Annotated in this window: 20 protein-coding genes; 9 read left to right on the top strand and 11 right to left on the bottom strand. The window is 48.0% G+C overall.

Annotated elements, in window-relative coordinates:
* Positions 1 to 8: 8 nt before the first annotated feature.
* Positions 9 to 1,049 (bottom strand): M42 family metallopeptidase, encoded by a 1,041-nt coding sequence (locus NYE28_RS05290; protein ID WP_337681288.1) that lies wholly within the window; start codon positions 1,047 to 1,049, stop codon positions 9 to 11.
* Between the two features lie 122 nt (positions 1,050 to 1,171).
* Between NYE28_RS05290 and NYE28_RS05285 the strand changes: the two genes are divergently transcribed.
* Positions 1,172 to 1,393 carry a hypothetical protein gene (locus NYE28_RS05285; protein WP_007610440.1) on the top strand — a complete coding sequence of 74 codons (222 nt, stop codon included), beginning with the start codon at positions 1,172 to 1,174 and terminating at the stop codon, positions 1,391 to 1,393.
* Between the two features lie 137 nt (positions 1,394 to 1,530).
* A complete protein-coding gene (gene fabHB / locus NYE28_RS05280; RefSeq protein WP_337681287.1) occupies positions 1,531 to 2,508 on the top strand; it encodes a beta-ketoacyl-ACP synthase III FabHB in 978 nt (325 codons plus the stop codon).
* Between the two features lie 62 nt (positions 2,509 to 2,570).
* On the opposite strand, the gene NYE28_RS05275 is transcribed toward fabHB, so the two are convergent.
* The 6 genes from NYE28_RS05275 to NYE28_RS05250 form a co-directional block, all read right to left on the bottom strand.
* On the bottom strand, positions 2,571 to 4,904 hold the full coding sequence (locus tag NYE28_RS05275) for a YhgE/Pip domain-containing protein (protein WP_007409209.1): 2,334 nt from the start codon (positions 4,902 to 4,904) through the stop codon (positions 2,571 to 2,573).
* A gap of 74 nt (positions 4,905 to 4,978) precedes the next feature.
* A complete protein-coding gene (locus tag NYE28_RS05270) occupies positions 4,979 to 5,551 on the bottom strand; it encodes a TetR/AcrR family transcriptional regulator (RefSeq protein ID WP_003155219.1) in 573 nt (190 codons plus the stop codon).
* 148 nt (positions 5,552 to 5,699) lie between these two features.
* The gene (gene hemY, locus NYE28_RS05265; protein ID WP_012117218.1) at positions 5,700 to 7,133 is read right to left on the bottom strand and encodes a protoporphyrinogen oxidase; all 1,434 of its coding nucleotides are present in this window, start codon (positions 7,131 to 7,133) and stop codon (positions 5,700 to 5,702) included.
* 27 nt (positions 7,134 to 7,160) lie between these two features.
* Entirely contained in the window at positions 7,161 to 8,096 is a 936-nt protein-coding gene (gene hemH, locus NYE28_RS05260) for a ferrochelatase (RefSeq protein WP_160222938.1), read from the bottom strand.
* A 75-nt stretch (positions 8,097 to 8,171) separates the two neighbouring features.
* Positions 8,172 to 9,233 (bottom strand): uroporphyrinogen decarboxylase, encoded by a 1,062-nt coding sequence (gene hemE / locus NYE28_RS05255; protein WP_039254959.1) that lies wholly within the window; start codon positions 9,231 to 9,233, stop codon positions 8,172 to 8,174.
* A 123-nt stretch (positions 9,234 to 9,356) separates the two neighbouring features.
* On the bottom strand, positions 9,357 to 11,498 hold the full coding sequence (locus tag NYE28_RS05250; RefSeq protein WP_015417157.1) for a PBP1A family penicillin-binding protein: 2,142 nt from the start codon (positions 11,496 to 11,498) through the stop codon (positions 9,357 to 9,359).
* 122 nt (positions 11,499 to 11,620) lie between these two features.
* Here NYE28_RS05250 and hmoB point away from each other — a divergent pair, with 122 nt between their 5' ends.
* The 3 genes from hmoB to NYE28_RS05235 all read left to right on the top strand — a co-directional run bounded on the left by hmoB (position 11,621) and on the right by NYE28_RS05235 (position 14,880).
* Positions 11,621 to 12,121 (top strand): heme-degrading oxygenase HmoB, encoded by a 501-nt coding sequence (hmoB, locus tag NYE28_RS05245; protein WP_061890522.1) that lies wholly within the window; start codon positions 11,621 to 11,623, stop codon positions 12,119 to 12,121.
* 117 nt (positions 12,122 to 12,238) lie between these two features.
* On the top strand, positions 12,239 to 13,624 hold the full coding sequence (locus tag NYE28_RS05240; protein ID WP_342490329.1) for a hypothetical protein: 1,386 nt from the start codon (positions 12,239 to 12,241) through the stop codon (positions 13,622 to 13,624).
* Positions 13,625 to 13,692: 68 nt separating this feature from the next.
* Positions 13,693 to 14,880 (top strand): M20 family metallopeptidase, encoded by a 1,188-nt coding sequence (locus tag NYE28_RS05235; protein WP_342490328.1) that lies wholly within the window; start codon positions 13,693 to 13,695, stop codon positions 14,878 to 14,880.
* Between the two features lie 22 nt (positions 14,881 to 14,902).
* On the opposite strand, the gene NYE28_RS05230 is transcribed toward NYE28_RS05235, so the two are convergent.
* Genes NYE28_RS05230 through ecsA form a run of 3 tightly spaced genes read right to left on the bottom strand, consistent with a single transcriptional unit; the run spans position 14,903 to position 17,612 of the window.
* Positions 14,903 to 15,607, bottom strand: coding sequence for an EcsC family protein (locus NYE28_RS05230; RefSeq protein ID WP_337681284.1), 705 nt, complete (start codon positions 15,605 to 15,607; stop codon positions 14,903 to 14,905).
* Between the two features lie 42 nt (positions 15,608 to 15,649).
* Positions 15,650 to 16,876 carry an ABC transporter permease gene (locus tag NYE28_RS05225; protein ID WP_007409219.1) on the bottom strand — a complete coding sequence of 409 codons (1,227 nt, stop codon included), beginning with the start codon at positions 16,874 to 16,876 and terminating at the stop codon, positions 15,650 to 15,652.
* Positions 16,869 to 17,612, bottom strand: a complete 744-nt coding sequence (ecsA, locus tag NYE28_RS05220) for an ABC transporter ATP-binding protein EcsA (protein WP_003155231.1) — start codon at positions 17,610 to 17,612, stop codon at positions 16,869 to 16,871. The genes NYE28_RS05225 and ecsA overlap by 8 nt, the downstream gene beginning before the upstream one ends.
* A gap of 490 nt (positions 17,613 to 18,102) precedes the next feature.
* Here ecsA and NYE28_RS05215 point away from each other — a divergent pair, with 490 nt between their 5' ends.
* The 3 genes from NYE28_RS05215 to NYE28_RS05205 all read left to right on the top strand — a co-directional run bounded on the left by NYE28_RS05215 (position 18,103) and on the right by NYE28_RS05205 (position 20,394).
* Positions 18,103 to 18,540 (top strand): HIT family protein, encoded by a 438-nt coding sequence (locus tag NYE28_RS05215; RefSeq protein ID WP_007409220.1) that lies wholly within the window; start codon positions 18,103 to 18,105, stop codon positions 18,538 to 18,540.
* Positions 18,541 to 18,675: 135 nt separating this feature from the next.
* Positions 18,676 to 19,755, top strand: a complete 1,080-nt coding sequence (gene serC / locus NYE28_RS05210) for a 3-phosphoserine/phosphohydroxythreonine transaminase (RefSeq protein ID WP_216062182.1) — start codon at positions 18,676 to 18,678, stop codon at positions 19,753 to 19,755.
* A 120-nt stretch (positions 19,756 to 19,875) separates the two neighbouring features.
* A complete protein-coding gene (locus NYE28_RS05205; protein ID WP_007409222.1) occupies positions 19,876 to 20,394 on the top strand; it encodes a tryptophan transporter in 519 nt (172 codons plus the stop codon).
* Positions 20,395 to 20,451: 57 nt separating this feature from the next.
* Here NYE28_RS05205 and NYE28_RS05200 read toward each other — a convergent pair whose 3' ends face one another.
* The gene (locus NYE28_RS05200; protein ID WP_007409223.1) at positions 20,452 to 20,643 is read right to left on the bottom strand and encodes a hypothetical protein; all 192 of its coding nucleotides are present in this window, start codon (positions 20,641 to 20,643) and stop codon (positions 20,452 to 20,454) included.
* Between the two features lie 117 nt (positions 20,644 to 20,760).
* Here NYE28_RS05200 and NYE28_RS05195 point away from each other — a divergent pair, with 117 nt between their 5' ends.
* Positions 20,761 to 21,117, top strand: coding sequence for a YtxH domain-containing protein (locus tag NYE28_RS05195; RefSeq protein WP_014417330.1), 357 nt, complete (start codon positions 20,761 to 20,763; stop codon positions 21,115 to 21,117).
* The last annotated feature ends 159 nt before the right edge of the window (positions 21,118 to 21,276 follow it).

The raw sequence follows: 21,276 nt of genomic DNA, 5'->3' as shown, positions 1-21,276 counted from the left end.
AGGGTTTTTTATGCCATCGGCGATAGAACGTACCGGTGCAAAAGCTTCGCCGTATTAAGAAGCGATAATTCATGCGTGCGTTCAAATGCGTGTGAAGCGTCAATTCCCGGGCCGATCAGCCCGTGGACGATGTCATGGCCCGAACGGATGGCTGCTGAGGCATCAGAACCGTAATACGGATAAATATCAAGCTGATAATCAATGCCATAGCGCTCCGCAAGCCCGGCCAGATGTTTTCTGAGCTGATAATGGTACGGGCCGCTCGCATCCTTCACGCAAATGGAGACGGTATATTCATCCGTAGACTGGCCGTCGCCGATCGCTCCCATATCAACAGCCAAGTATTCGACGGTCTCAGGAGGAATGTTGGAATTGCCTCCGTAGCCGATTTCTTCATTATTAGAAATCAGAAAATGCGTCGAATACGGAAGTTCGATTTTCTCTTCCGTGATGCGGCGGATTAAATTCAAGAGCAGAGCCACGCTCGCTTTGTCATCAAGATGACGGGACTTAATAAAGCCGCTCGGCGTAATCTGCACGCGCGGGTCAAATGAGATGAAATCGCCGACCCTGATGCCGAGATCGGACGTCTCTTCCTTCGTCCGGACAGGCTCATCAAGGCGGACTTCCATATTCTCCTGATTCCGCTCTGCCTTGCCGGCGTCCTTGTAGACGTGCACTGAAGTCTGATGCATTAAGATGGTGCCTGTATAGGTTTTGCCGGAAGAAGTTTGGATCTCGCAATATTCTCCTTCAATTGAGTTATATCGGAAGCCGCCGATCAAGTCAATCTTCAGCCGGCCGTCCGCCTTTATCTCCTTTACCATCGCGCCGAGCGTATCGACATGCGCCGTCAGCAATCTGTGTTTCTTGTCATCACGGCCGGGAATTGTGACAAAAAGACCGCCTTTGCGGTTTCTGTAAGAGGAGACGCCCCATTCTTTTAAAAGACTTTCTGTATAGGCGATAACCTCGTATGTATTGCCCGTCGGACTCGGAATCGACACCAATTCTTTAATCAGTTCCATCGTATGTTTCATATTTTCCACAGGTCATTCCTCCTATCAATTATATTCTTCTTAAAATATACTCTTTTGATCCATAACCCGTCCAATCTTTTCCTTCTCTTTTTTCATAGAATGAAGGGAGCATGAGCATAGGAGGGAAATGTATGATCAGCCGTAAACCGCACAAGCGGAAAAGGTTTCATAATGATTGGTTTGAGGATTGGTTTGAGGATGATTGGTCTGGTGCAGCCTTCTGGGGCTGTAAAAAAGAAGAAGATCACTGTAAAAAGAAAAAAGAAGACCCTTGTAAAAAGAAGAAAGAAAAAAAGAAGAAAGAAAAAAAGAAGCATCATCATTCATGCCGCCGCTGCTGCCGTCATTGGTAATCGTTCACACAAGCCCGTTTTACAAATAGATATCTCATGCTCCCCAAACAGCGGATGCTGCTTGGGTTTTTTTATTAAAATTAGTACCAAGTAATAATATCAGGTGTTATAATCTGATATAAAGGAGTGATTTTTTCATGTCAAAATCTAAAATTACAGCAATCGGTACATATGCTCCGGCACGCCGATTAACAAACGCGGATTTGGAGCGTATCGTCGATACATCTGATGAATGGATCGTCCAGCGCACCGGTATGAAGGAAAGACGCATTGCCGGCGAACATGAATTCACATCGGATTTGTGTGTGGAAGCGGTGAAAAACCTTGCAGAACGATACAGCGGAACTCTTGATGATGTCGATATGATCCTTGTCGCCACAACGACGGCGGACTATGCGTTTCCAAGCACCGCGGCACGCGTGCAGGCTTACTTCGGCTGGCCGCACACGGGGGCGCTTGATATTAACGCCACATGCGCCGGACTCACTTACGGCCTTCAGCTCGCAGACGCATTAATTACCGCCGGGTCCCATCAAAAAGTGATTGTCATTGCCGGTGAAACATTATCAAAGGTAACGGATTATACTGACCGGACGACCTGCGTTCTTTTCGGAGACGCTGCTGGCGCCCTATTGGTGGAACGCGACGAATCAGCGCCGGGCTTTTTGGCAGCCGTGCAAGGAACAGCGGGAGGCAGCGCGGACGTGCTGTATCGCACGGGACTGAGAGCAGAATTAAACGGCGAGCCGCTTAAAGGCGGAGGAAACATGGTGCAAAACGGGCGCGAAGTATATAAATGGGCGGCCAGAACCGTGCCTGAGGAATGCAATGCCCTTTTAGAAAAAGCCGGCTTTTCAAAAGACGATCTGGATTGGTTCGTTCCTCACAGCGCCAACATGCGGATGATCGAATCCATCTGCGAAAAACTGCCCTTCCCGCTTGAACGGACGTTGACAAGCGTTGAATATTACGGCAACACTTCATCGGTTTCTATTATTCTCGCATTGGATGAAGCTGTGAAAGCAAAAAAACTGTCGGAAGGCCAGACGCTGGTATTATTCGGGTTCGGCGGAGGATTGACGTATACCGGACTGTTGGTAAGATGGGGATTTTAATAGTACGACGATCGAAATCTAAAAAAAAGAGGCCCTGAGCATCTGCTCAGAGCCTCTTTTTCTTATGCTGTTATTTCTTCTTCCGTTTTGTGTTCTTTTTTGCTTTGCACCGTAAAATACACGATGGTCAGCGCGATCATGACAACGGCGATGCCCAACAGAATGGATGCCTGCTGCCACATGTAGCCGTAGTCGCCATTTGAAATGACGGCACGGAACCCGTTGATGCTGTAAGTCATCGGCAGTGCCCCGTGAATCACTTGATAGAATCCCGGCAGGAGTTCAAGCGGGAAGGTTCCTCCGCTTGCCCCGAGCTGGAGCACCAGAATGATGACAGCGATAAAGCGTCCCGGATTCCCCATCGTTGTCGCCAATAATTGAATCATGGACAGGAACGCGATGCTGGTAATCATCGTAAAGAGATAGAATCTCCACGTGCTTTCCACATCAAGCCCGATTCCTTTCAACAGAACCGTGGCGACAATAACGGATTGAATCAGTCCGACAAGCAGAATAACACTGAATTTGCTGAGGAACCATTCAAAACCGTTTCTCGGACGCCCTGAAGCTTCACTCAGAGGGAATACGACCGTCAGCATCAATCCGCCGACATACAAGCCCATAGAGAGAATATAAGGCGTCAGTCCGGTACCGTAGTTAGGCACGGAATGAATCGCGTTATCGTCCGTTTTTACCGGATCGGCAAACATGCTGTACGTTTTGTCATCTGTCTTAATGTCCCCGGTTTGATCGGCCGCATCTTTCAGCTGGCTGGACAATTGTCCGGTGCCGTCTAAAAGCTTGCTTAAACCGGTGCCGAGAGACGCTTGACCCTGCTCAATTTTGGACGAGCCGTCATGGATTTTGTTTTGCGCGTCCAGCAGTTTCGTTAAGCCGCCTGATACTTGGCCGCTCCCTGACACTAACGCTTCTGATCCTGATTTGAGCTGTCCGAACTTGCTGTTGTATTCGCCGATGCCGGCTGTCAGTTTGTTTTGGCTTTCAAAAACGGTCTGCGCTCCGCTGTATAATTTATCAGTTCCAGCCGTCAGCTGGTTAATCGCGTCTTGTACCGCCGCTGCGCCGTTATACAGTTTCGATGTGGACTGAGGCAGTGCTTTCAGCTGATCAGCCTTCGCTTTTACATCTTTGAGCGCGCTTTTTATGACTGACATATCCGGAAGCTGAATATCTCCGCCGGACGGAAGCTGGCTGACGATATTGTCTAAATCCGGAAGGTCAGCCTTCGGAAGCTTCTCATTCAGAAGCTGAACAAGTTTCGCTTTTTGCTCATCCGTTAAGAAATCACTGTCCTTAATCACCTTTTTGACCGCGTCATCCCGGGCATCCAGGCTGTTTTTCAGATCAGAAAGCTTCTTCTTAAACTGCTGCAGGTCCTTTTCAGTCTGTTCGAGCTGCCCAACCGCGTTTTCAATGTCTGACAGGTTGACTGAATTGATCGCATCTTCAAATGCCGCCGCTTTTTGCGACACTTCCTGCGCCTTGCTGTTTAACGCGCTTAATCCATTCGTTAAATCCGGAAGCTTTTGCTGGAGCTGCTTTTGTGCGTCAAGGCTTGTTTTCAGCCCGCTGGCCACTTGGCCTCCTCCTGAAGCAATCTGTCCTGATTTATCTTGAATTTCGGCGCTTGCGCTCTGCAGTTTTGCGATAGAGCTGTCAAGCGTTTGAATTCCGCTTGTCACTTTCGCCGCGCCGTCTGCAAGCTGCTGTGTTTTATCACCGATGGTGGCGGTGCTTTCAGTAAGCTTCGCTAAATTTTCCTTCAGCTTGGCGCTGCCGTCTTTCGCGTTTTTCGTGCCGTCGTCTATTTTCTTGGCTCCGCTGCTGGCTTTGCCGAGCCCTTTGGCAATATCTTTAAAGTTATCAAAAATGACTTTTGCGTATTGCTCTGTCACTTCTTTCGACACGGAGGCTTTCAGTTTGTCGATCGCCTTTTCCCCGATTGTCGCGCCGACATAGTTTGATCCGGCATTCGTATGATATTTCAGATCCAGCTTCTTCGGATTTTTATCCATTACCGTGCTGGCGTTTTTAGAAAAATCTTCAGGAATCTCGACCAATAAATAATATTTAGCATTTAATAAGTCCTTTAACGATTGATCAAGATCGCTTGAAAAATGCCAATCAAAATTATCATTTTTCTTTAACTCTTTCACAAGATCGTCACCGATCTGAAGATGTTTCCCTTCGTAGTCCGCCCCTTTATCCTGGTTGACAACGACAACCGGCAGCTGATCCACCGTGCCGTACGGGTCCCAGTACGCCTTCAAAAACACTCCGCTGTAGATCAGCGGAACGAATAATATGGCAATGATGGGGATTAACAGTTTCTTGTTCGTTACAATGTCTTTCCACTGGCTTTTTATTGTATTCAACCCTGTTGCCTCCTTCCGCAAACTGACTCATTTGACAAAACGGTCACGGCACCTAAAAAGTGAAGGATCATCTATTATTTAGATAATCCTTGACCAACATACATTTCCAGCAATTCAGCGATCGTCTCTTTTTCAAGAGGCGGATGGTTTTTTTCCCAGTCAAATATCAGCGCGATGTAGAGCTTGAGCATCACAAAAGCGGTCAGTTCCGGATCACACGGTTTAATGCTTCCGTTTTCAATGGCTGTTTCTATCTTTTCTTTAATGTATGACAGAATGGCCCGCTCCATTTTCGCAATGACATCCTGAACGGCTATTGTACCAATCTCGGCGTTCTCCTGAAAAATTTTAATAGTCAGCTGGTGTGTTTTTCTGAATTCCAAAATCGCGACAAGCGCCCGGTGGACATTTTCGTGAAATGAAAGCTCCGGTTTCATCGCTTCGTCTGCGTGTTCCTTCATTTCTCTTAAAATAGTGGTGAAAATATCATCAAACAGTTCTTCTTTGTTTTTGAAAAACGTGTAGATGGTTCCCTTCCCCACATTTGCAAGCTTTGCCACCAGATCCATTGTCGTTGCTTTGTAGCCGAATTGTGTAAAAGACTTCGTTGCCGCTTCCAGAATGAGCTTTTTCCGATCGACGGACATGTTTCCCACCTCGTTAAATTGACCGTTTGAACGTTTTAGTCATTTTGTACATAAGATAACTTATCACAGTCGCAAAGAAGATTCAAATGTTTTCTCTCTTTATTGGTGTTCCCTCTACAGAACGGGAACATGCAAAAAAACCTCCGTTTTACGATAACGGAGGCTGGTACGTTTCAAATAAATAAGCCAGTGAATCGTATACGGCGGCTTTTCCCTGGTCGATACAGTCGGGGATGCCCACCCCTTCGAAAGACGCGCCCGTCGCGTATACGCCCGGATAGGAAGCTTTCAGCGCATCTCTGAACTCTTTGATGCGCTCCTTATGGCCGACATGGTATTGCGGCATGCTTTCGTTCCAGCGGGTCACACAGGTCATTTCCGGTTCACCATTTATTTTCATTACTTTTTTCAAATCTTCCATTACGATTTTAATGATCTCGTTATCTGAAAGATCTACGATGGATTCATCTCCGGCCTTTCCGACGTACGCCCTGAGAAGCGTTTTGCCCTCCGGCGCCGCGTGCGGCCATTTTTTATTCGTCCATGTGCAGGCCGTGATGGAGAAGTCGCTGTTTCTTGAGATAACGAATCCCGTACCTTCATGCTCCATCTTGACGGCTCCCTCAGGAAAACCTAAGGCGACGTTGGCAACGGACGTAGAATGCATGTCTTTAAGACATGAAACCGCCGGCAGATCAGAAAGCATTTTCGCCGCGGCTTTATGCGGGGCTGTCACTATGCATCCTTCCGCATAGAGCACTTTGCCGTTATCAAGCGTCACGGAATATCCTTTCTCCTCGCGGCCGATATGGGTGACTTTCGTGCCTTTCATCACCTTTGTCAGTGTAAGCTGCTTTTCCAGCTCCTCCACCAACGTTTGAAGCCCTGTCGTCAGCGTTAAAAACTGGCCCTGCTTTTTGGCCGTCAGCTGCTGTCCCGAAGGCTGCGGACGCGATTTTTTCATACCGAGAATCAGGCTTCTGTGCTTCTGCTCAGTCTGATAGAATTGCGGAAACGTGGACATGAGGCTCAGCTTATCAATATCTCCGGCATAAATCCCTGATAATAGCGGTTCTATTAAATTCTCAACGACTTCGTCACCGACGCGTCTGCGGAAAAATTCACCCAGAGACTGATCTTCCTTCGGTTTGCTCGCAGGCAGGACAAAGTCAAGCGCCGCCCGCGCCTTTCCGGGAACAGAAAATAAACCGGTGGAGATGAACGGAGCGATTTTGGTCGGAATGCCCATAACCGCGCCCTTCGGCATCGGATGGAGCGTCTCGTTGACGAGCACGTAAGACTGGCCGGTCGCATTGTTGACGAGCAGATGCTCAAGCCCCAAATCCTTGACGAGCTGCGGCGCGCTTTTTTTCCTTTCCAAAAAAGAATCCGGCCCCCGCTCAATGATGTAGCCGTCTTTATGCTGCGTCTGAATTTTGCCGCCCGCTCTCGGGCCCGCTTCAATCAGAGTGACCTCAAGCGGCAGCTGTTTTTCCTTGATTTCTTTTTCCATGTAGAAGGCGGCGGCTAATCCCGTTATGCCGCCGCCGATGATGACCAGATGTTTTTTATCGCCACTCATTTTTATCGCCTTCTTTACCGTTTAATTCTACTTGTCCAGCTCTTTCAGCACGACCGCTGCAAGCGCGTCGATAAATTCAGGCTGTGCGTTCGGCATAGCCGGACGATAGTAGCTTGCGCCGACTTCTTCAGTCACAGCTTTGCATTCATAATCATTATCGTAAAGCACCTCTAAATGATCGGCAACGAAGCCTACGGGCACGTATACAAATGCTTTATAAGGATGCTTTTGGTACAGATCGCGCGTGAGATCCTGCACATCCGGTCCGAGCCACGGATCAGGGGTATTCCCTTCGCTTTGCCAGCCGACTGCGTAATCGGTAATTCCGGCGCCTTCGGCAATCAGTTTTGCGGATTCCTCCAGCTGGTCAGGATACGGATCGCCGTATTCTTTTATTTTTTCAGGAAGGCTGTGCGCTGAGACGATCAGCATCGCGTCATCCCGTTCTTCTGTCGGCATTGATTCATATGTTTTCTTCACCTGGCCGACCCAATAATCAACGAATTTCGGTTCATCATACCAGCTTTCAACAGACTTGATGGTCAAGCCGCCGAGCTTCTCCGCTTCTTCTTTCGCGCGTTTGTTGTATGACTGGACGCTGAATGTTGAAAAATGAGGGGCGAGCACAAGGCTGACAGCTTCTGTAATGCCGTCTTTATGCATGTCCGCCACCGCGTCTTCAATAAACGGTTCAATATGTTTTAATCCGATGTACACTTTGAATGTTACGTCATCCTGGATTTCATTTAAACGCTGTGCGAGCTTCTCCGCCTGCTCCTGCGTAATTTTTGCAAGCGGAGAAATGCCTCCGATCGCTTCATATCTGTCTTTTAAATCTTGAAGCATATGAGGCTCCGGCTTTCTTCCGCGTCTGATATGCGTATAATAACGTTCTATGTCCTCTTCTTTGTAAGGCGTTCCGTAAGCCATGACAAGAAGTCCCATTTTCTTTTTGCTGCTCATTTTGTTACACACCTCTTTTGATGGTCTGTCTACCTTGATTTTGACAGGAAAATCTTCTTATAACCAACGATCTGCTCAGGAAGATTGTTCCGTTTTTTTGGCCGCGGAATATTCATGTACAAACGCCGTCAGCTTTTTCAGCGTTGCCGGATTGACATCTGGGAATACACCATGCCCTAAATTGAAAATAAACCCGTCCGTTTTCATGCCTTGATCAAGTATCGCTTTCGCTTTTTTCTCGATGACTTCCCAAGGCGCAAGAAGAAGCGACGGATCAAGATTGCCCTGAACCGTTTTTGTAATCCCTTGTTTTCTGGCGTCATCTATGCCGAGTCTCCAATCAAGACCGACGACATCAAGAGGAAGGTCATGCCAATCCCCGGCCAGATGGCTTGCGCCTACGCCGAACATGATCAGCGGAACTTGTTCTGCTGAAAGCTCCCGGAAAATTCTGTCCATCACCGGTTTTATAAACTGCCGGTAATCTTCGCGGTTCAGCGCGCCGACCCATGAATCAAAGATCTGAATGGCTTTTGCGCCGGCGTTAACCTGCGCTTTCGCATAAACGATAATCATGTCCGCGAGCTTGTCCATCAGCATTTGCCACGCTTGCGGCATACTGTGCATAAATGCTTTTGTTTTGTTGTAATTTTTAGAAGGCCCGCCTTCAATCATATAACTGGCCAGCGTAAAAGGCGCTCCCGAAAAACCGATGAGCGGAACATTCAGCTGTTCGTTTACGAGTAATCGGATCGTTTCCAGCACGTAAGGAACATCCTGTTCGGGATTCAGTTCGCCGAGCTTTTCAATATCCGCAGCAGAGCGCACCGGCTGATCGATCACCGGGCCGATTCCGTTTTTTATTTCAACATCCACTCCGATATAAGGAAGCGGCGTCATAATGTCTTTATATAAAATGGCAGCGTCCACTCCGTACTGCTCGACCGGGAGCCTCGTCACATACGCGCACAGCTCGGGCTGATGCGTAATTTCGACTAAGCCGTACTTTTCCTTCAGCTTGCGGTATTCCGGCTGAGACCTCCCCGCCTGTCTCATGTACCAGACAGGGACGTGATTTGTTTTTTCTCCCCGTGCCGCTTTTAAAAACGTATCATTAAACGCTTCTCGTTTACTCATCTGAATTTCCACCTTTCCTCCTGCAACCATACGTTCGTGTTCTTCGCCCATTACACTATACCTTGTTTTTTCAAAAGCGTATAGAATTGAGGCTTAATGTTCAAAAAATCGCCGAATTCACGATTAAGAAGAAAAAAGCTTCGGCTGAACGTATTCCGTTCCCTCTCCTTCTTGATCCGTCTGTGAATTATATGGAACGACTTTGTATGAAGCCCCTGAAAACAGATTGGCGTACGGTATGTCAAAGCTGCCTTTTCCTTTCACCGAATCCAGAAGTTTGTCTTTTCCGTCTTTCTTCTCATATATTCGGTAAACAACCCGATCATCCTTTTGAATATCCCATTTTAATTGAACCGTAATCAGTCCCATCGCCTTAAATGTATAACGGGCCGACAGGGACTTTACCGCCTCCAGCTCAATCGGGCTGCCTAGTTCCTTCACATTTTCAGGCTTTTTGAATGTCCGGCCGTTTTCCCCCGCTTTTGTGACGATATCTTTAAAGAGTCTGACCGGGTATTGGCTTCCGCCTTTCAGGTAATGGGTTTTATCCGTTTTGTCATAGCCCATCCAGACGGCTCCCGTCAGTCCGGGAGTGTATCCCGCAAACCAGGCGTCCTTTGTCGCGCCGGGGACGCCGGGAAATGTGGTCGTGCCGGTTTTCCCCGCCAGGTCACCTTGATAGCTGCCTTGTGAAGCGGTTCCTTCTTTTACGACCTGCTGAAGCATTCTCGTCATATTCCATGCCGTCTGTCCGCTGAAGACGCGCGTTTTGCCGTTTTTAGGCCCGGATAACGTTTCTCCGTCTTCGTCCGTGATGTTCTCTATAAAAAATGGCTTCGTATACATTCCGTTTGCCGCAAAGGTATGATAAGCTCCGGCAAGCTGAAGCGGGGTGACGCCTTCTGACAGACCGCCAAGCGCAATCGCGAGTCCGTTGTCAGAAATGTTCATGCCGTTTTTCTCAAGATACGATTTTCCCGTATCCACGCCGATCTGCTTCAATGTCCAGACAGCGGGCGCATTTATGCTGTAAGTGATCGCATCCTGCATCGTCACTTCCCCCTTGTACTGTCCGTCATAATTTTTCGGTTCATACCCGTCGTAGGACGTCAGTTTGTCTTGGAGAAGCGAATACGGTTTGAACTTGTCTTCCTGCATGGCGGGCCCGTATACGGCAATCGGCTTAAACGTTGAGCCCGGCTGCCGCTTCGCCGTAACCCTGTTGTATCCTTTTGTCACGTAGTCGCGTCCGCCGACCGCCGCGCGCACGCCTCCGGTTTTATTATCAATAAAGACGGCGCTTCCCTCTGCCGCCTGATCCGTCCCCGGAAAATAGCCGCTTTCCTTCATGAGGGTGTATGCCGTTTTCTGCAGCTTGGAATCAAGTGACGTCCGGATCGTATAGCCGCCTTGAAGCAGCTGTTCACCCGACATCGAATAACGGGATTCCGCCTCCTTGATGACAAGATCGATATAACTGTCAAACCAAGGCGTTTCTGATGTTTTCTTGACATGAAGCCCCAATGTCCGGCCCTGGGCTCTGACGGCTTCCTTGGCGCTGATATAGCCTTGGTCGTTCATCATTGCAAGAATCGTATCGCGGCGTTCTTTATTTTTATCCGGATGCTGAATCGGCGAATAAAGAGATGGCGCCTTCGGAATCGCTGCCAGAACGGCTCCTTCCGCAACGGTTAAATCTTTTACTTCTTTATTAAAGTAGTAGTGGGACGCGGCTTGAATGCCGTAAACGCCATGGCCGAAATAAAGCTGGTTCAGGTACATTTCAAGCAGCTTGTCCTTGCTGTAATCACGCTCAAGATTGATGGCGATAATGACTTCCTTCGTCTTGCGCAAAAATGTTTTATCATGAGTCAGAAAAATGTTTTTCGCCAGCTGCTGGGTGATCGTGCTTCCGCCTTCCACCTTGCCGCCTGCTAAAACATCCCGGAACACCGCCCGGCCGACAGACTTCACATCAATGCCGTGATGTTCGTAAAACCGTTTATCTTCAACGGCGATAAAGGCATCTCTCACATCTTCCGGAACCTGCTGAATGGATACCGGCTCGCGATTTTCCGTATAGAGGCTCGCGATTTCATCACCGTTTTGATCGACGATTTTTGAAGATGCGTGCAGTATTAATTTCTTTTCGTCGATGACATAATGGCCGAGAAATATAATGATAATGTATCCGATTAACGCGAGAAAAGCGGTTGCCGCCGCAATTACAGCCGGAATAAAGAATCTTTTTTTCTTTTTCAGCATAAGTCACCTCGCCTTTCTTAACTTGTAGTATGGGAAATATTGTTTCGAATTATGTCAGAATGAGTCGCCAATAGAAACTTATACCACTCTTTTGATATACTAGCAAGCAGGAGGTGGCTGATATGAAGGTTTATATTACATACGGGACAGCCGATTTTTTAAAGACGATTGTAAAGAAACACCCGAGTGAGAATATGGTGCTGATGCAAGGGGCGGAAAATGCGGTCTTAATTCATGAAACAAATGGAGAAACCGTTTTTCAGGCGCCCCATTCATATGAGAGCATCGACAGCGTCGGGGAAATCAAAAAGCCGGGCTACGCCGTCCTCAACAACATTGCCGTTACCCAGGAAGGCCGTCCGCTGTTTGAAAACCGGTTTAAAAACCGCGCCGGCAAGGTGGAAAATGAACCCGGTTTTCAAGCCATCCGCGTATTAAGGCCGCTTGAAGGCGATACGTATGTCATTTTGACCCTGTGGGAAGAGGAAAAAGCCTTTCAGGACTGGCAGCAGTCAAACTCTTATCAGGAAGCTCATAAAAAACGCGGAACATCTGCCGGCATCGACACGACGTCTATTTTTTCCCGCCCGTCTTATGTAACCGCTTATTACGCAATAGACTGAAAACCGCCGGAGATTCTCCGGCTTTTTTAATGTCCCGATTTTACGCATCCTTCTTTGCACCTTCCGCCCGCCTATGAATAACCTGTAGCAATCCTATTTATAAACGGAGTGGTTCAATTGGGGATCGGCGTCTACTCGGTACATCTGCTTTATGTTGCTTTTATCGCGGCCATTATCGTTTTTATGCTCCTCAGGAAAGATACAACCTTTATTTCACTCGCCGGCATTTTTGTGATTGCGCTATGGACGACGCATTCATTCTCCGCTTCGGTCAGCAGCCTGTTTCACAGCTTCACGTATGCCGCCGGAGAATTGCTGCCGACGATTTTTATCATTTGTTTTATCGTGGCGATGAGCGGCCTTTTGACCAAAACCGGTATTAATGAAGCGATGATTTCTCCGTTTGCAAAGGTGATGAAAGGGCCGGCTGTCGCGTATTGGGTTATCGGCTGTCTGATGTTTGCCATCTCTCTTTTTTTCTGGCCGTCACCAGGGGTGGCGCTGATCGGCGCTGTGCTGCTTCCCGCAGCGATCCGGTCGGGCCTTTCTCCGATCGCCGCGGCAATGGCGATGAACCTGTTCGGCCACGGATTCGCTTTATCGGGGGATTACGTCATTCAGGCGGCCCCGAAATTAACGGCCGATGCCGCGGGCATTCCCGTGAGCGATGTCATGCAGGCAAGTATTCCGCTCGTTTTGATCATGGGGTTCACGACGACAATCACCGCTTTCTTCCTCATCATGCGGGATCGAAAAAAAACGAAGGCCCCCCTCTCCTTGGACAGCTCCGGTTCTTTGGACACAAGTATGTATCTGCCGAAAAAACTCAGGGTGATCCTGGCGGTTTTCATTCCGCTTGTTTTTCTCGCCGATATTATCTGCATGATCGTATACCGTCTGCAAGGAAACGATGCGACGGCACTCGTCGGAGGAACCGCGATCGGCATTCTCCTGATCATTCATTTCATTGTATATAAAGAGCGGCATTTAGAAAAGATCACCGAGTATTTTATCGGCGGTTTTCAATTCGGCTTTAAAGTATTCGGCCCCGTCATTCCGATCGCGGCCTTCTTTTATCTCGGTGACGCGGGATTTAAAAGTATTTTGAACACCCCGCTGCCGAAAGGATCTGCGGGGATCGTCAATGACCTCGGATTGGCCCTGTCCCATTCTTTTCCGATGTCCGGAGAATTTGCCGGCATCGCCCTGACCGCAGTCGGTGCGATTACCGGGCTCGACGGGTCAGGGTTTTCCGGTATATCTCTTGCAGGCTCGATGGCAAAGCTGTTTTCCGCCGCGCTTCATACGGACCCGGCCATTTTAACGGCGCTGGGCCAGATTTCAGCGATCTGGGTCGGGGGCGGAACATTGGTCCCTTGGGCACTGATCCCCGCTGCGGCTATTTGTAAAGTTGACCCGTTTGAGCTTGCCAGGAAAAACTTTATCCCGGTTGCGGCCGGGCTAGTCGTCACAACGATCGCCGCCATCATCATTCTCCCGTAGCAAAAGGATTGAAATCTTCTGACATTTTCTATACAATCATGGGAAAAGCAGACGAGGGGGCATCGCTTTTGACGTTAACGACACTTCAAAAAAGCTTAAACGCTCAGCTTGACGGGCTGTATGAGGAAATGGTTGAAATCAGGCGTCACCTTCACATGAATCCCGAGCCATCCTTTAAGGAGAAAAAAACACCGGCGTTCATCGCCTCATTTTATGAAAAGCTCGGCGTTCCCATCCGGACGAATGTCGGGGGCAACGGTGTCACAGCCTATATTGAACGGAGTGAACCGGGACCGGCCGTGGCACTCAGAGCTGATTTTGACGCTTTGCCGATACAGGATGAAAAAGATGTGCCCTATGCTTCACAAATTCCCGGCGTCATGCACGCCTGCGGGCATGACGGCCATACGGCGGCTCTGCTCGCGGTCGGAAAAGTGCTGTACTGCAACCGGGAAAAACTGAAAGGGTCATTTGTGATGATCCACCAGCACGCCGAGGAATTATCTCCCGGCGGAGCAAAAGCAATGATTGAGGATGGGTGCCTTGAGCATGTCGATGCCATTTTCGGCACTCACCTTTGGGCGACTGAACCCGTCGGGACGGTCTTATGCCGCCCGGGCGCAGTAATGGCCGCCGCTGACGGCTTTACGATTAAAGTCATCGGTAAAGGCGGCCACGGCGCGATTCCTCACGATACGAAGGACGCCGTTTTAATCGGCTCACAAATCGTCACGGCTCTTCAGCATATCGTCAGCCGGCGGGTAAATCCGGTGCAGCCGGCCGTCATCTCAGCCGGCTCGTTCACCGCTGAAAATCCGTTTAATGCGATTGCCGATCAGGCAGTCATATCAGGCACCGTCCGCTCGTTTGACGAAAGTGTGCGCAGCCTGCTCGAAGCAGAAATAGAAGCCGTCGTAAAAGGAATCTGTTCCATGCACTCCGCTTCCTATGAATATCGTTTCAAGCGCGGTTATCCCGCCGTCGTTAATCATCCCGAGGAAGCGGCGCACGCGGCGGCAGCCGCAGCGGAAACAGAGGGCGTCACGAAGGTCATTGAAGGAGAGCCGCAGATGGCCGGAGAAGATTTTTCTTATTATCTGCAGCATACAAAAGGCGCATTTTTCTTTACGGGCGCCGCTTTAGAAAATGCGGAAACCATTTATCCCCATCACCACCCGAAATTTGATTTTAATGAAAAAGCGATGCTGACGGCCGCCAAGGTGCTTATCGGCGCCGCGGTAAGCTACCCCCGATAGGGCATAAAAAACAGCCGGTACATTACGTACCGGCTGCTGTGATTCTTAAATGAAAAACGTGCCTTGCCGTCTCACCGAGCTGTGACAGCAGTTTATAATTGGCCGCTCCGCCCACGGCGGCTCCGACGACCGGCAAAAGCTGAAACAATTTCACCACGTCCAGATAATCGCGGTATTCCTGCTGAAAAACTCTCCAATCGACATCATGCTTTTTCGAATCCCATTGTTCAATCATTGAGTATATGCGTTTCCGCTGTTCACCGCTTGAGAAAGCCAGCTGAAAAATAAACAGCAAAAACAATCGTTCATCCCTGTCTTTCACATCATAGCCGTAAATAGAGGCAAGATCGAACAGACATTTCATTTTAATGGATAACAGCAAAGGAAAATCAGCCATCCCTAAAAAAATTCCGCCGGCCCCCGTACCGATACCTTCGGCTGCCGCGACCTTTTGGTACGATGCGATGGTTTGTCTGGCGAGGGCATCTTTTTCAGCAAGCGTCATACCGTTTGTATCCCGCTTGCCTTTCACCAGATTTGAACCCGCCATTGTTGCTTCGGTCATTTTTTTAATGCTTTCTGTGATGACGGCATGAATTTTATCAGGAATCCGCTCATTTATTTTCGCCTGAATTCCTTTAGAAAAACGTTCAAGCATAGAATCTTTGCGCAAAAAACGCGCTTTCCATTGCAGTGCTTCCTGTATCAGCTGCTGATCGTCGGTCATCTGTGTCTCCTTCTTTCATTGAGGTTTCAAAAACCCGATTGATTACAGCTTGCCGTACTTTTTCAATCTTCCGCCCATATACGAAGGCATGATCACAAAAATCAGAACGGCTGAAGCAACAGCCGCATACAGCGCCCCGCTGACTCCCGCGGCATAGGCTGACGCTGCACAGAACAGCAGCGCCTGCACGGTTAACGCCGATTTCATCAGCGAAAAGAAACTTTGCAGCTTCGCTTTCTGATTGACCGGGTAAAGCTCCTGCAGAGAAAGATGATGAAAATGCCCGAACAGCGGCAGAAGCTGTATTCCCGTAATAAAGACGGTAAATACGGTTAACGCCGCCGTTATCCACGGATTGGCGGAAACGAGCATAATAATCAGGATAAAAATAATCGTGAGCCTGACCTGAATGCCAAGATAATCATTTGAACGCAGAAAGGCCCGCGCATACATATAGGAGAACGTTTTCCGCTGTTCGAACGGAATCATTCTGAGCAAAAAGTCGAGATACGCCCGGCGTTTTGCCTGTTTTTTCAGGTGAGGCACATCGGTAAACAGATTGGCGATTCTGTAAAACCGCTGCTTCCTTCTTAATTCATATTCAATATGGGCTTCCCATTTTAATGATTTATGTTTTGCGGCCGATGTGAAATACACATAAAGGCCGGCCATCACAATGTAGACGGCGGCAGCGTACACATAAAACGACTGTAAGACGAAGTATAAAAGCAGCATATTGCAGATAAAGCGTATGACCGCATCCATCATTTTCATGCTTCTGTCATTCATAAACGTCATCCGCCACTCCATGGCCTGATTCCACGCTTTTACCGCCAGCATCTGAATAAATACGGCGGCATACGACGCAAGCGACGCCCCCGGACTTACAGCGAAAAACAGAGGCATGCATACAAGCGACAGAGCAATAAGCGGAAACAGCTGTGACAGATAGCTGTACTTAAATGAATGCTTAAAGTATGTCCCCATTTTCGGTTCAAGCGGCAGCAGAAACACGAGGTCCGCTTCCTTTAACAGCGTCCGGACGTATGAACCGGTCAGCACAAATGAAAAGAGCACCGCCATCACCCAAAATGACGGAAAATGAACGGGAATGTCTTTGACCCACTTGCTGTACCAGCTTGCCGCGCCGGCAATAAAAAAGATCAGCACAATGACGAGATGATCATTGAGCATATATTTCATATACATTCTGGTTTCCTTTATATGCTCTTCAAGCCGGGACTGCCAAATCGTAGACATATTATTCATGGCCGGCGTCTTCCTTCGTCAGTTCGATATACAAGTCATCAAGAGCTGCGTCTTTCATGCCGAACTGCTCTCTCAGTTCTTCCAGTGTGCCGCTTGCCCGCACTTCGCCGTTATGTAAAATAATGAAAGCGTCACAGTAGCGCTCTGCCGTAGCCAGGATATGCGTTGACATCAGCACGCTTGATCCGGCTTTTTTCGCGGCGTCCATCCGCTCCAGCAATGCATTGATCGCAAGCGGGTCAAGGCCGAGAAACGGCTCGTCAATGATATAAAGCGAAGGCTCCGCGAGAAACGCGCACATGATCATGACTTTCTGTTTCATCCCTTTGGAAAAGTGAGCGGGAAACCATTTCAGCCTTTTTTCCATTCTGAATTCTTTCAGAAGCGGAGGAAGCCTTTTTTCAAGCGTTTCTTTGGAAAGGCCGTACGCCATGGCCGTCAGCTCCAGATGCTCTTTGAGCGTCAGTTCTTCATACAGCACCGGCGTTTCGGGGATGTACGTAAATTGCGAGCGGTAGCTTTCCTTATCCTCCGAAAACGTCTTGCCGTTCAGCTCGATCGAGCCTTTATGCGGGTCCATTAACCCGATAATATGCCGGATCGTCGTGCTTTTGCCCGCGCCGTTTAATCCGATGAGTCCGACAATCTGGTTCGGCTCAAGGGTGAATGAAACATTTTTTAAGACCGGGTTTCTCGTATAACCGCCGGTTAAGTCTTTTACCGATAGCAGAGACATAATTTCTCCCCTTCTGATTCGTTTTTCTTCATAGTACCAAAAATAAAGTCTGATTTGAAACGATTCCCTTTTTTTCTCACGTGAAAAGTGTGCATAGTTATCGTTTTGGCGGACATCATAATGTATGTAGAAGGAAACAGCTTTAATCAACTGAAAATGAGGTGTTTATAAAAGACGTCTTAGAACAGTTGGATGAAAATCAACATGTCCTGTGCTTACAATTTCTTCACACACTGCTTTGATGATGTTCTTCATTCATGATGAAATAATCAAATGAGGTGTTTGTCCCAGGAATGATTAAGCAGACCCATAAGTCTTCATTTTAAAAACAAATGAGGTGCTTACAAAAGGCATATTCAATTTTCTGTGATAAAGCTCGTACTTCTGCATCAGGGTGAACGCGCAGCCGTTCATCCTGTTTTTTGTTTTGGCCGTTTTTGTGGTACGATGAGAATATACATATATTTCTTTTCAGGGAGGAAACCCATCTATGCACAAAGCGGACGATTGTATTTTCTGCAAAATCATTGCCGGTGACATTCCGTCTTCAAAAGTATACGAAAATGAACACGTCGTGGCGTTTCTTGATATCAGCCAGGTCACAAAAGGCCATACGCTCGTGATTCCGAAAACACATATCGAAAACGTGTACGAGTTTACGCCTGAGCTTTCTAAAGAATATTTTGAAGCGGTGCCGAAAATCGCACGCGCCATCCGCGATGAATTCGAGCCGATCGGGTTGAATATTCTCAATAACAACGGTGAAAAAGCGGGCCAATCGGTGTTCCATTTTCACATGCATATCATTCCGCGTTACGGAAAAGGCGACGGTTTCGGGGCTGTCTGGAAGACCCACGCCGAAGACTATACGCCTGACGATCTTCAGGAGATCGCTTCAACCGTCAGAAAACGGCTTGCCTCATCTTAAAGATGAGGTTTTTTTGCGTCCGGAAACACAAAAAACATAAATTATATTTTTTTATATCAAAAAAATCAAAAAATTGTGATAGGATAATTGTATTATTTCTTACACTAAAGCGGAAAACAGGGAGAGATCGTAAACATGGAACGTACAACGAATTTCAATGCAGGACCCGCAGCCCTTCCACTGGATGTGCTGCAAAAAGCACAAAAAGAATTTGTCAACTTCAAGGATACCGGCATGTCCGTCATGGAGCTGTCCCACCGGAGCACGGAATATGATGCGGTGCACCAAAAAGCAAAAAGCCTTCTGAAAGAACTGATGGATATTCCCGACGATTATGATATTTTATTTCTTCAAGGCGGCGCAAGCCTTCAATTCTCCATGCTGCCGATGAACTTTTTAACGCCGGAAAAAACGGCGCACTTCATCGTAACGGGCGCATGGTCTGAAAAAGCACTCGCCGAGGCGAAACTGTTCGGAAACACATCCGTCACGGCAACAAGCGCAGATTCAAACCACAACCACATACCGGAAGCGGACCTCTCAGGAATCAAAGACGGCGCCTACCTGCATATTACGTCAAACAACACGATTTTCGGAACGCAGTGGAAAGAGTTCCCGAATTCACCGATCCCGCTCGTAGCCGACATGTCAAGCGACATCCTGAGCAGAAAAATTGATGTCAAAACGTTTGATGTCATCTATGGCGGAGCCCAGAAAAACCTCGGGCCGTCCGGCGTCACGGTCGTCATCATGAAAAAATCATGGCTTGAAAACGAAAACGCCAACGTCCCTAAAATGTTGAAATACTCCACTCACACAAAAGCCGATTCACTGTATAATACGCCGCCTACATTTGCGATTTATATGCTGAGCCTCGTCCTTGAATGGCTGGCTGAAAACGGCGGTGTCGAAGCGGCTGAACGGCGCAATCAGGAAAAGGCCGATGTCCTGTACGGCACAATCGACGCAAGCGGCGGGTTTTACGCGGGGCATGCCGCAAAAGACAGCCGTTCTCACATGAACGTCACGTTCACCCTCCGCGACAGCAGTCTCACGAAAAAATTCGTTGAAGAAGCGAAAGCGGCTAAAATGACCGGACTCGGCGGCCACCGCTCAGTCGGAGGCTGCAGGGCGTCTATCTACAACGCCGTCAGCCTGGCTGATTGTGAAAAACTGGCTCAGTTTATGAGAAAGTTCCAGCAGGAAAACGAATAAATTTCTTCTAACATAACGGTTCCTTTGATATACTGTTTGCATATCAATTTTTCCGGCCATCGCAATAAATGACGAGCATATTATTGGATGGCGAAAAAGCTTAGCAGAGGAGAGCTTAGTATGAAAACAAAAGAATTAGTCATTATGGCCCTGTTTGCGGCAATCGGAGCGGTGCTTCATTCCATTATGCCGCCGGTATTATTCGGAATGAAACCCGATATGATGCTTGTGATGATGTTTATGGGTATTCTGTTATTCCCCCGTGTGCAGAACGTGCTGATGATCGGGATTGTAACGGGAATCATTTCCGCACTCACGACATCTTTTCCGGGCGGACAGCTTCCGAATATCATTGAAAAACCGGTAACGGCGTTTCTGTTTCTCGCGCTGGCGCTTTTGGTGAAAAAGAGCGTGAAAACAGCGCCCGCCGCCGTCATTACGATAGCCGGCACCTTCATCTCCGGTTTGCTCTTTTTGGCGCTGGCCCTTCTGATTGTCGGCCTGCCGGGCGGATTCACCGCATTGGTGCTCGCGGTCGTCCTTCCGGCGGCTGCGCTGAATACGATCGCCATTATCATTATGCATCCGATTGTGCAGACGATCTTAAAACGGTCCAATATGATTGAAACGGTGAAATAACCGCATACCGAAACCTCTTCCGGCCGGAAGAGGTTTTTTAATGTGTTTCAGCATGTTTTATACGAGAAGTTTTGTGAAAAAAATAAGGAACAATGCGAGGGCGGTTCCTGCTGAGCAGACGATGGCCTTTTGGCGGACGACCCGCTTCGGCGGATAAGAAGCGGCCTGGCCGAGCAGTTTCAGGTAATAAACGGCGCCCGCCGCAAAGACAAGAGCCATACAAGATAAAACAATCATAAAGACAGACAACCTTCTCCCTCCTTTTCCCTTAAAAAATATGCTAAAATAAAGCAAGCTATGTATAGAAGTTTATTCTTCTGAACAAAAATGATAAAAGTTATGAGAAAAAAAACGGGGTGATTTCAAATGGCTGACGGACGTTCCCTTTTAACAGGCCTTTTCGTAGGCGGATTGATCGGAGGCGCAGCGGTGTTACTCTCGGCTCCTTCATCCGGAAAAGAGCTGCGGGGCAAAATCAAAGAGAATTGCAATTCAATTGAGGACACAATCAAACGGTTAAAAAAAGACGGAATGGCGCTTAAGGACCAGCTTGTCCAAACGGCGAAAGAAAGCGCAGAAGTCATTAAAGACGTAGGCGGAGAGCTTCAGACCAGCATTAAAAGGTGGCAGGAGGAAATCAAGCCGCACCAGCAGGATCTCCAAAAGGAAATCGCTGATATTGAAGAGAAAATCAGACAGCTGGAGAAAACCTTACAAAACTAATATCCTATACAACCAAAAAAAGTGCGGACATATTGCGTTCCGCACTTTTTTTTGCGGTTTAAAGCCTTTCCCAGCAACGGATGAAGAATTTATTATAAAATTCTTAAATTTTCATCTTTATTAATCTTTATTTTATTGGCATAATAGAGGAAAAGAAAA

Origin of the sequence: Bacillus sp. FSL R5-0443 (genome assembly GCF_038608285.1) — a bacterium.
Lineage (GTDB): Bacteria > Bacillota > Bacilli > Bacillales > Bacillaceae > Bacillus > Bacillus velezensis.
Note: the sequence above shows the minus strand (reverse complement) of the source record. Positions and strands in the feature narration are given on the sequence as shown.